Annotated in this window: 8 protein-coding genes; all 8 read left to right on the forward strand. The window is 45.8% G+C overall.

Annotation, left to right across the window (positions count from 1 at the left end):
• Positions 1-381 precede the first annotated feature (381 nt).
• A complete protein-coding gene (gene petA / locus Q0413_RS03645) occupies positions 382-888 on the forward strand; it encodes a ubiquinol-cytochrome c reductase iron-sulfur subunit (protein ID WP_177387024.1) in 507 nt (168 codons plus the stop codon).
• 9 nt (positions 889-897) lie between these two features.
• Positions 898-2,157: a cytochrome bc complex cytochrome b subunit gene (locus tag Q0413_RS03650; RefSeq protein ID WP_298987405.1), complete on the forward strand. Its 1,260-nt coding sequence runs from the start codon at positions 898-900 to the stop codon at positions 2,155-2,157.
• A gap of 2 nt (positions 2,158-2,159) precedes the next feature.
• Positions 2,160-3,263, forward strand: coding sequence for a c-type cytochrome (locus Q0413_RS03655; protein ID WP_298987407.1), 1,104 nt, complete (start codon positions 2,160-2,162; stop codon positions 3,261-3,263).
• A 219-nt stretch (positions 3,264-3,482) separates the two neighbouring features.
• A complete protein-coding gene (locus Q0413_RS03660; RefSeq protein WP_298987409.1) occupies positions 3,483-5,414 on the forward strand; it encodes an FTR1 family protein in 1,932 nt (643 codons plus the stop codon).
• A gap of 14 nt (positions 5,415-5,428) precedes the next feature.
• Positions 5,429-5,950 (forward strand): iron transporter, encoded by a 522-nt coding sequence (locus tag Q0413_RS03665; RefSeq protein ID WP_005869331.1) that lies wholly within the window; start codon positions 5,429-5,431, stop codon positions 5,948-5,950.
• A 388-nt stretch (positions 5,951-6,338) separates the two neighbouring features.
• Complete coding sequence (locus tag Q0413_RS03670; protein ID WP_298987412.1) at positions 6,339-7,757, forward strand: Fe-S-containing protein; 1,419 nt, start codon at positions 6,339-6,341, stop codon at positions 7,755-7,757.
• Positions 7,757-9,001: an ABC transporter permease gene (locus tag Q0413_RS03675; RefSeq protein WP_298987414.1), complete on the forward strand. Its 1,245-nt coding sequence runs from the start codon at positions 7,757-7,759 to the stop codon at positions 8,999-9,001. The genes Q0413_RS03670 and Q0413_RS03675 overlap by 1 nt, the downstream gene beginning before the upstream one ends.
• Entirely contained in the window at positions 8,988-10,121 is a 1,134-nt protein-coding gene (locus tag Q0413_RS03680; protein ID WP_298987417.1) for an FtsX-like permease family protein, read from the forward strand. The genes Q0413_RS03675 and Q0413_RS03680 overlap by 14 nt, the downstream gene beginning before the upstream one ends.
• The last annotated feature ends 54 nt before the right edge of the window (positions 10,122-10,175 follow it).

Raw genomic sequence — 10,175 nt, forward strand, 5'->3', positions numbered from 1 at the left:
CCTACTGCCGCCATGACTGAGCAGTGAAATTTTAAAATTTGATTTTATAAATTCTATGCTCATTTTTAAATTTAAAATCTCGTGCTTTATGAAATTTTATTTATGGCGTCGAATTTTAAAATTTTTCACGCCTTTGTTGCAGCAATTCTTGCGTGACAAAATTTTAAAATTTTAAATTTCGCGCCATGTTATAAAATATAATAAAATTGGAAAAATTTATAAAATTTTAAACTGCGAAAACGCCTCGCCAGGCATTAAAATTATCTTAAAATATAATTTAGCTTGCAAGATTAAGCTAAATTTCTGCTTATAATCATATTGATTTAATCTTTATTTGGCTAAAATTGACGCTTGTCAATTTCTTAATTTGAAAGGATAAAGATGTCTGATCTAAAACAGGATAGACGAGGCTTTATCGGGCTTACTTTCGGCGCGGTTGCCGCTGTGGGTGGCGTTTTCGCACTCGTGGGGATGAAGAAATCGTGGGATCCGCTACCTAGCGTGCGCGCTGCCGGCGTCACTACGGTAGATCTAAGTCCGATCAAAGAGGGCGAGCTGTATCAAACACAGTGGCGTAAAAAGCCGATTTTCGTGCTTAAAAAGACTGCTGATATGCCCAAAAATGATGCCCGTGACGTCGTCGTAGGGGATGCTAGATACACGCTTTGCATCGGGCTTTGCACGCATTTAGGCTGTATTCCTAGCTACAAGCCATCGACGCAGCAGTTTATCTGTGCATGTCACGGCGGGATTTTCGATGCTAACGGCGTAAACGTATTCGGTCCGCCGCCGCGTCCTATGGATATACCGCCCTTTAAAATCGACGGAACGAAACTCGTTTTAGGCGAAGAGGGCCCCGAATACCAAGCCCTAAAGCAGAAAGCATAGGAGGCGCAGATGGCACATATAAGAAAAGCTACGGGAGTTTGGGATTGGTTCGACCAAAGGCTCGCCGTAACGAAATTTTTCAAGGTGATGGTAAGCGAGTATTGGATTCCTAAAAATATCAGCTTCCTTTGGGCGATGGGCGTTATTTTGATGACGCTATTTATAGTTTTGTTCGTTAGTGGACTAATGCTCGTGATGTATTATAAGCCAGATGTAAATTTAGCATTTGATAGCGTAAATTTCACGATTATGAAGGAGGTCGAATACGGCTGGCTATGGCGTCATATCCACGCGGTATCGGCATCAGTTGTATTTTTGATCTTATACATTCATACTTTAGTAGCTATTTATTACCGCTCGTATAAGCAAGGACGAGAGATGATTTGGGTAAGCGGAATGCTGCTTTTCATCATCTTTTCGGCGGAGGCTTTCAGTGGCTATATGCTTCCATGGGGGCAGATGAGCTACTGGGCAGCGATGGTTATTACAAATTTGTTCGGCGGAATTCCCGTAGTGGGCGATGCAATAGTCGAATGGATTCGCGGCGATTATGCTGTTAGTGATCCGACGCTGACGCGATTTTTTATGCTTCACGTCTGTTTGCTGCCTATTGTGGTGGTTGCGGTGCTGGCAGTGCATTTTTATTCGCTTAGATTTCCGCATGTAAATAACCTAGACGGCGAGGAGATTGACTTTGAGCTCGAGGGCGAGAAGTATCTGCAGGGCAAAACTAGCGAAAGCAAGGTAATTCCGTTTTGGCCCGGCTTTTTGGCGAAGGATTTTTTCTACGTCAGTATCTTTATGATATTTTTCTTTTATCTGGTGGGCTTTCATTTCGATTTTGCGATGGATCCGATAAATTTCGAGCCGGCAAACAGCCTCAAAACCCCGACGCATATCTATCCAGAATGGTACTTTCTCTGGGAGTATGAAATTTTGCGCGGATTTTACTTCGACGTAGGACCGCTTAAGGCTGCTGACATCGGACTTATCGCATTTGCCTTCGCTGGAGTTTCGCTATTTTTCATACCGCTATTTGATCGCAGCAGTGTAGTGGCGCCTGCGCACAAAAACAAAGCGTTTTTCATTTGGTTTTGGGTTTTGGTAATCGACATGATTCTGCTTAGCCTATTCGGAAAGCTCCCTGCAGACGGCGCGGAGCTCGGTATCGAAAATAAATACTGGGGCTTTGCCCTATCGATCATCTATATCGGATTGCTCGTCGTGGTACTTCCGCTAATTACAATCGCAGAAAGAAAGAGGGTCTAGCCATGAAAGAGATAAGAACCCTAATCTTAGTGCTTTTTTGCGTAGGAATTTTATACTGGTTTATCGAGCCTTATGCTCATACTAAGCTCAGTCCGCACACCGATCCGGTAAATTATGACTTTGCAGCAGACGATACGGCTTTAGCCACGCATAACGTAGCTGCAGCAGAAAGCGCTTTGGCCGCAGCTGAAAAGGGCGGGGATGAGACGATGATAAAAAATTCTAAAAAAGCCCTAGCCAGCGCGAAAGAGCAACAAGACAAAACGGTGCTTTTTTGGGATGAGATAAATAAAATCGATCTTAGCAAAGGCGATGCCGTGCGCGGCGCCGAAACCTTTACAAATGCAGGCTGCACCGCATGTCATGGAGTAAAAAGTGCAAATATCCCCGCTCCTATGGACGCGGCAAGCGCTAGTGCCGCATACGGCGTCAATCCTCCGGATCTTAGCAGCGCAGGCTATCTATACACCGATAAATTCTTAGCTGCACTCATCAAAGATCCGATCATGGCTCTTAAGCTAGATCAGAAATTTGGCGACGAAAAGCCTTTTCCGATGCCCGGGTTTTTCGGTGCGGGCGGTGATCTAAATCAAGAGATCGCCGATATCGTAGCCTATCTAAAATCGCTCGCTCCTAGCGAGGATAAACTAATCGCCTCTGAAGCTGCTGCTAGCGGCATCAAGCAAGGCACAGAACTAGACGAAGCGCAGAAAAAATTCCTTTTAAGCAAGGCGGTTTTTGAGGATGCTTGTCTAAGATGCCACGACGTCAAATATGATAAGCTCTTTGCATCCAGCGACAAGGCTAGCTTGGCTGCGTATATGGGCTCGACGCCTCCTGATCTTTCGATGATGATCCGTTCTAAGGGCGCCAACTATCTGCACGAGTTTATCAATGATACGCAAAAGAAGCTTCCAGGCACTTCGATGCCGCGCGTAGGCTTGAACGAAAACGCTGAAGCCAAGGTCGTGGAATATCTAGCTGACGTAGGCGATAGCAAAAAAGCCGAGCGTGAAGCTACAACCATAAATATTATGATTTATTTCTTGATCCTTTCTGTTTTTGCAGGTCTTTGGAAAAGTAAAATTTGGTCGAAACTTCACTAAAATTTTAGCAGTCGGAGCAAAATCCGACTGCCTTTTAAAATTCCGCCATATCCTAAATTCTATTAAATTCTATCTATCAAAAAGCTCTTGCAATTGAGAATTTAGCCGCTTTCGTGCTTTATGATAACCGCTTTTTTTATTACTTTTTAAGATTTTTCTACATATAATTGCCACTCAATTTTGAAATTTAATGTATGAATTCAACTCAAGAAGGTTCAGATGAAATTTTTTAAATTTGCGGTTTTAGCTCTAATTTTTCCGCTTGCTATGCTTTTTGCAGATACGGATTATCGCGCCGAAGCAGCGACGATAAAAGAGAAATTTGCTCAAGCGATCAAACTTTATGTCGATGGTAATAATTCTGAGGCTAGAAAGATAACTCAAGAGGCGTATTTTGGGCATTTTGAAAATCTAGAAGCCGGCATCCGCATAAATTTGGGACAGAAAAAATCCTACGATATGGAGAAGCAATTCGGCGATATTCGTAAAGCGATCAAAGCCGAAAAGCCTCTAAATGAGATCCAAGCTATGATCGATAATCTAAATCGCGAGATTGATGAGGTTCTGCCTGCGATCGAATCTGGTCATCGTCTCGTAGCCGAGTATCAAGACGGAGGCGATGGCAGCACTTCTGCGCCAGCCTCAGGCGGGAATTCCGCAGCATCTGGTACAACTTCGCCGTGGATGAGCGTTTATACGGAATTTAAAGCTGAGCTGGATAACGCTAAAGCTGCGTTTGATAAAAAAGACACTGCTGCGCTAAAAGCTGCGCTAAATCGCGCTAAATTTGATATCTACCGCAACGAACGTCTAGAGGAGGCAGTGCGAAAATATGTCTCATCTCAGACCGATCAATCAATCCAGCAAATTATCGGAAATCTCTTGCGCGAGGATGCAGATACGGACAAATCAAAATTTGACGAAGCGATAAACGCCCTAGATAATCTAGCATTAAAAGCCGTAAATGATTTGCCGCAAGAAAGCTACTCCATAGCGCCGCAGACTGCGTTAGCACAAAGCGATACTAGCGAAGATGAAGGCAAGGATTTTACGCCGATTGTGCAAAATATCAAGGATAAGATGGCTAAGGTTTTGCAGCTTTACGAGAGCGGCAAGGTTGATGATGCGATCGACGAGAGCGGTAATATCTACTTTGATGAATACGAAGAGAGCGGCATGGAAAATATCGTCGGTGCTAAAAATACTCAGCTTAAGCTAGACACCGAAGCAAGTTTTAATAAAATTTCAGCTCTTATGCGCGCGGGCGCTTCCAAAGAGCAGATCGTAGCGGCGCAAAATAAGCTATTTGATCAGCTCACCCAAAGCCTAGAGCTAACGAAGAAATCAAGCAATTGGGATCTATTTTTATACGCGTTTATCATTATCTTGCGTGAAGGATTTGAAGCGCTCATTATCGTAGCCGCAGTCATCGCTCTACTTATAAAATCCGGCAACTCAAAGCACCTAAATATCGTTTACAGCGCTCTTGGCGTAGCGGTTGTGCTAAGTATCGCTACGGCTTACGGGCTGAATTATATCTTCGGTAGTGAAAATGCAGGACAAACGCGCGAAGTGATGGAGGGCGCGGTGATGTTAATCGCCGTGGTGCTGCTATTTTACGTGGGCTTTTGGCTTCTTTCAAATGCAAGCTCCAAAAAGTGGAGCGCCTATATCCAAGGTCAAATTTCAAACAGCCTAAGCTCGGGCGATAGCAAGATGCTTTGGTGGACGGTATTTTTAGCGGTTTATCGCGAGGGCGCAGAGACGGTGCTATTTTATTTGGCGCTACTTTTCGATGCTAAAAGTCCGGCAGCTACCAGCATGGTAGCAGCAGGCTTTGTAGCGGGTCTGGCGGCTCTTATCATAGTTTATATCGTCATCAAAAAATTCTCGCTTAAAATCGCTATCAAGCCATTTTTCATCGCTACATCGGTCATCATATTTTATATGTCCGTCGTATTTGTGGGCAAGGGCGTGATAGAGCTAGTCGAGGGCAAGGTATTCGTGCCTACCGTTATTGATGGGCTTCCAACGATTACGTGGATCGGATTTTATCCTTACGTCCAGAGCCTCGTGCCGCAAGCGGTGATGATCGTACTTCTAATCGTAGGAATTTTAATCTTAAAAAATAAGCAAAAAAACAAATCTTAATAAGGAGAGAAAAGATGAAAAAGATTTTTTCAGGTATGTTGGCACTAAGCCTAGCCTCTGTTATAGCAATGGCAGGAGAACATCCGATCGGAGAGCCGATTGAGCAAAATGGAATGGAGATCGCGGCAGTTTATCTTCAGCCTATCGATATGGAGCCTAAAGGCATCGATCTAGCTCCTAGCAAGGCAGACATCCACCTTGAGGCGGATATCCACGCTATCAAAGGCAACGCAAACGGATTTGGCGAGGGCGAGTGGATCCCTTACCTAAAGATCGCTTACGTGCTTAAAAACCTAGATACCGGCAAGATTCAAAAGGGAAATTTCATGCCGATGGTAGCTAGCGACGGCCCTCACTACGGCGCCAATATCAAGATGGTAAACGGTGTAGGCAACTACGAGCTAACCTACAACATCGAAAATCCAAGCGCCAACGGATTCGGCCGCCACGCGGACAAAGCGACAGGCGTAGGCAAATGGTGGGAGCCGTTCTCGGTTAAATACACCTTCCAATACACTGGCGCTCCTAAAGAGTAAATCATAGCAAGATCCGCCAAATCCATATTCGGCGGAGTCCTAGCGGTATCGGGTTTAGCCGCACGCTTTAAATTTAAGGCGATTAAATTTAGCCCGTTTAAATTTAATCGCTACGCCGTAGCTAAAACGTATCGTTTTTGCTTTAATGCGTTTAAGCTTACGAATCTTTTAGCTGCGGCAAAATTTTAAAATTAGCGCGTCGCGAGGGTGAGACAAAACCAAAGCAATAGCGAGGCGAAATTTCTCTTTGCGGGCGACTCTTATCGCTGCGAAATTTTTGCGAGCGGGTTTGAAATTTTAAAATTTACAAAACGACGTAGATTTTAAAATTTTAAAATTTAAGCGATTATAGGCGATTTATGCGCATTAGGCTCGATGAGGATTTTTGATGAGTATATTTTTTTATCACATAAGCTTGGCTCTATTTCCGCTCGCGTTTTTAAGTGCGTATCTGGGCGGCAGGCGCTTTATTGGCGCATCGTTTTTGCCCGCGCTTTTAGGAGCTGCATTCGGGGCGCTGTGCTTTAGCGCATTTGCGCGCTCGGCAAACGCCGATACAGGCAAGATTATATTTGACGCGCTCGCACTTTTAGCGCTGCTCGCGCTACTGTTTGCGTTTAGGCTTAAGCGATTCTATCTTACCGCTACAGTTATTTTTGCTCTTGGTTGCGCGTATGGATTTGAATACCGCTTCATAGGGATGAATTTTAAAATTTTCTCCGGCGAGCTACTGGACAGCTTCAGCCTAACTAACCTCTTTATGGCGGTTTTAGGTGCGCTGGCGCTCATTTTATTCTATTTCATTTACCGCGCGGTTTTGGCTCGCACCGGCAAAGGCGCGAGGCTGGCGTCGTTTGCCCTTGCGTGGGCGTTTGTCTTTATCGCCAAAATCGGCTTTTTGGGTCTTGATCTGCGCCAGGCAGACGCGCCCAAAGCGCTAGCTGCGAAGGGCTTTGAAGGGCTTTCAAACGCGATCGGCTCGTCCGAATTTCTAAGCGTCATCGCCAAAATCATCCACTACAACAACTCCTATCTGACGCTAGCTCTTTGCCTTATAGCCGCGCTAATTGCGCTACTTACGGCATTTCGTGCGCCAAGTCGAGTGCCTCGCGAAGCGGACATTATAAAATTTAGAGAGGTTAAGGCGGGCAGATTCGCCATTTTTAGAGATTTTAGCCTGATCTTATCGCTTGGGGTTTTAATCAGCTTTTTGGGGCTTTATTATATCTTGGTCGCTTCAAAACCGCCTACGATCGATGAGCCTAAGATCATCGAGCCGCAAGGTGCGGAATTCATAATCGATGCAAACATCGTAAAGGACGGCAAACTGCACCGCTTTGCCTACGTCACCGACGACGGGCACAAGGTCAGGTTTTTTCTACTAAACCGCTTCACGGATAAATTTGCCCCGGTCGCGGTTTTTGACGCGTGCTCGATCTGCGGCGATATGGGCTACATCAAAAAAGGCGACGAGCTCATCTGCATCGCTTGCAACGTGCGTATATTTTTGCCGAGCGTCGGCAAGCTGGGCGGCTGCAACCCAATCCCGCTAGATTATAAGCTAGAGGGGCAAAATATCGTCATCGCACTTAAGACGATCGAGGACGGCGCGTCCTATTTCTCGGAGATCGTGGATAAAAAGGTGATCGATCCGGTCAGTAGAAAAGAAATTTTAAACACCTCTAAATTTAGCTATCTTTACTACGGACGCACCTACTTTTTTGAAAGCGAATCGAATGCAAACGCCTTCACTGCGCACCCCGAGCGCTATGTAGATGAAAACGGCACGCTAAAGGAGCTTAAATAATGTTTTTACGCATCATCAAATCCTCCATTTTAAACTCCAGGGATAGCAAAATTCTAGCGTTTTTGACCATATTTTTATCGGTCTCGCTGATCGCTTGCATGCTAAATATCACGCTAAAAATCGGCGACGAGGTCGCTAAGGAGCTACGCAGCTACGGCTCAAATATCGTAGTGCTACCGCGCTCGCAAAGCCTAAGTATCGAGATCGGTGGGCGCGAATACTCTCCGCTTAAAAACGATGATTTTTTAAAAGAGAGCGAGCTGCATAAGATCAAAGAAATTTTTTGGCGCAACAATATCACCGCCTTTGCGCCGTTTCTAACTACCCGCGCGGGAGATTACGATGTCGTGGGAACTTATTTTGAAAAGGACGTTGGCGTTAGCGACGAGCCCGATTTTAGATCTGGTGTGCGCTCGCTCTATCCGTTTTGGAACGTAGAGGGACAGTGGGTAAAAGACGGCGCCGATGACGAGGTTCTTGCAGGAGACGCGCTGGGGCTAAAGATCGGCGATACGGTTAAGCTTGGAGATTATGAGGTTAAAGTCGTTGGGATTTTGCACGGCGCGGAGGATGAAGCTAAAAAGCTGATCGCAAATTTATCGCTGGTACAAAAGCTAACGCACAAAGAGGGCCTCATCGCCAAGGCAGAAGTTAGCGCCATGACGATCCCTGAAGACGATCTGTCCGTAAAGGCAAGAAGGAGCCTCGATAATCTAGACGCCACAGAATACGACACCTGGTATTGCTCAGCCTACGTAAGCTCCATTGCGTATCAGATCACCGAGGAGTATCCAAATGCAACTGCTAAGGCGGTGCTTAGCGTCAGCGAAGCTCAAAGCGGCATCACGAAAAAAATTCAAAATTTAATGGGCGTCGTAAGTATCTTATCTCTGCTGATTTCAAGCATCTGCATCACGAGCCTGCTAAGCAGCGAAATTTACAAGCGCAAAAAGGAGATCGGCTTGCTTAAGGCACTGGGAGCAAGTAACTTTATGATCTATATCCAGTTTGCCGCCGAAATTTTCGTCATCTGCGTAGCAAGCTCACTCGTGGGCGCAGTCGTGGGCTACGCGCTTAGCTGGGCGATCGCGTATCAAATTTTTGGCTCCTTTATCGGCGTATCGCTGATGGTCTTTCCGCTTAGCATCGTCTTTGGACTTCTTATTTGCATTATCGGCTCGATCTTGCCGCTACGCGGAGTAATCAAACTACTGCCTGCGGAGGTGCTTTATGGTAGGAAATAACGGCGCGTTTTTTAGAGGCGCGATCTTTAAAAGTATCATCAACAGCGGCATCCGCAGCTTCGTGATTTTCGTCGCGATCATGCTAGGCAGCGCAGTTTGCGCCGCGTTCGTAAATATCTACGCCGACATCGATAAAAAGGTCGCCAGCGAGCTAAACAGCTACGGCGCAAATTTAATCGTGAGCCCCGCAAATTTAGAAAATTCCCATATGGACGAAGCGGCGCTCGATGCGAAGTTCGCTAAAATCCCGGCATTAAAAAGCGCGAATAAATACCTTTTCGGCAGCGCAAATTTAGGCGTCAACTCAGGCATCATCATGGGCGTAAATTTCTCCTCTCTGCGCGATACTATGCCGTTTTTGGATCTCAAAGAGGGCTCGTTTATAGGCGTGGATTTCGACGATAAAAACGCGCTCATCGGCCAAGATCTCGCCAAGCTTTTGGGCGCGAAACTCGGCGATAGTATCGAGATTACGCCGATCGGCTCAAACGAAACGAGCAAGGTAAAGATAAAAGGCATCGTCTATGACGGGCAGAAAGAGGACGGCATGCTGCTAATCTCGCTGCCGCTGGCGCAAAAAATTTTAAATCAGCCTGCGCAGGTAAATTACGCCGAAGCGATCGTAAGCGGTGATTTTAAGCAGCTAAGCGAAATTTCAAAAAGTCTAAGCGACGCGCAGATGAGCTTCGCGCCGATAGGCAAGGTATCCAAGACTCAGGGCATCATCTTAAACAAAATCAAGCTTTTGATGCTTCTTATCGGCATTACGATCCTTCTGATCACCTCGGTCTGCATCAACACGAGCCTTAGTTCGATCCTGCTTTCGCGCATCAAAGAGTTCGCGCTCATCCGCGCAATCGGCGCGAGCAAACAAAATTTACTCCACCTAATCCTGGGCGAAATTTTAACCGTCTGCGTCGCAGGCTCGCTAGCTGGAGTATTCGTGGGATACCTGCTCGCGATCTTGCTGGGGCATCTGATATTTTCAAGCAGCGTGGATTTTAGGCTGATTAGCCTCTTTGCGGCGGTCGCGCTGAGCCTGATTTTTGCGCTCGCGGCAAGCTACTATCCGATCAAAAAGGCGCTGAATCCAAATTTAGCGAATCTATTAAGGGAATGACATGGAAATTTTAAAATTTGAAGGCATCTGTAAATACTTCGGCGAGGTCAAGGC

Origin of the sequence: uncultured Campylobacter sp., assembly GCF_938045465.1 — a bacterium.
Classification (GTDB): domain Bacteria; phylum Campylobacterota; class Campylobacteria; order Campylobacterales; family Campylobacteraceae; genus Campylobacter_B.